This is a genomic window from Bradyrhizobium diversitatis, from assembly GCF_016031635.1.
GTDB classification, from domain to species: Bacteria; Pseudomonadota; Alphaproteobacteria; order Rhizobiales; family Xanthobacteraceae; genus Bradyrhizobium; species Bradyrhizobium diversitatis.
The window spans coordinates 1-846 of record NZ_JACEGD010000102.1; the positions used below are offsets into that span (position 1 = coordinate 1).

At 60.2% G+C, this 846-nt stretch carries 1 protein-coding gene; it reads right to left on the reverse strand.

Going from position 1 to position 846, the window contains the following annotated elements; translation table 11 throughout:
* A protein-coding gene (locus H1B27_RS39620; RefSeq protein WP_197969774.1) for an IS5 family transposase occupies window positions 1-773 on the reverse strand; the annotation gives its coding sequence in 2 pieces (ribosomal slippage) (window positions 1-443 and window positions 443-773; 774 coding nt in all).
* Window positions 774-846: the final 73 nt, after the last annotated feature.

Here is an 846-nt window from a genome sequence, read left to right on the forward strand (position 1 = left end):
CTAGGTCGTGGACTCAAACCGCATCCAGATTCGCGTTGAGGCAAGCAAGACGGCGGCAAGGAAGTTGCGGGCGGTCTTGTCATATCGTGTCGCGATACGGCGGAAATGCTTCAACTTGTTGAAGAAGCGCTCGATCAAATTGCGTTGGCGATAGAGGGCGGGATCGACCGAGCGCTGGACCTTGCGGTCGCGGCAGGTCGGGATATGAGCCCGCCCACCACGGCTTTCGACCAGGTCGATGAGAGCACGGGCATCATAGCCGCGATCGGCGACGAGATCGCGGCCGGGTTCGAGCGCTTCGATGAGAGGTGGCGCCACGGTCTTATCCGATGACTGGCCTTGCGACAGCGCAATACGCACCGGCATGCCAGCCTCATCGACGACGGCATTGATCTTGGTGCTCAGTCCTCCACGAGAACGGCCAATGGCGTTATCCGGGCCCCCTTTTTACCGCCGGCGGCGTGCTGGTGAGCGCGGATGATCGAGGAGTCGATCAACTGCAATGACTGCGGTGACTTTGCCGCCAAGGCCTCGAATATCCGCAGCCAGATGCCCTTCTTGGCCCATCGATTGAAGCGGTTGTAGGCTGTTGTGTAAGGGCCATAGCGCTCCGGCAGATCGCGCCAGGGTGTCCCCGTACGCAGGACGAAGAAGATGCCGTTGAGCACCTTGCGATCATCCGGCCGCGGCCGGCCATTCTTCTTGCCTTCCGCCCCAGGTAACAGCGGAGAGATGATTGTCCACTCGGCGTCTGAAAGATCAAAGCGGGCCATCAGGACCTCCCTTTTGGGAAGCCTTGAATCACTCCGCCTCGTCACTCGCAAGGGGTTTGAGTACAGAACCTAG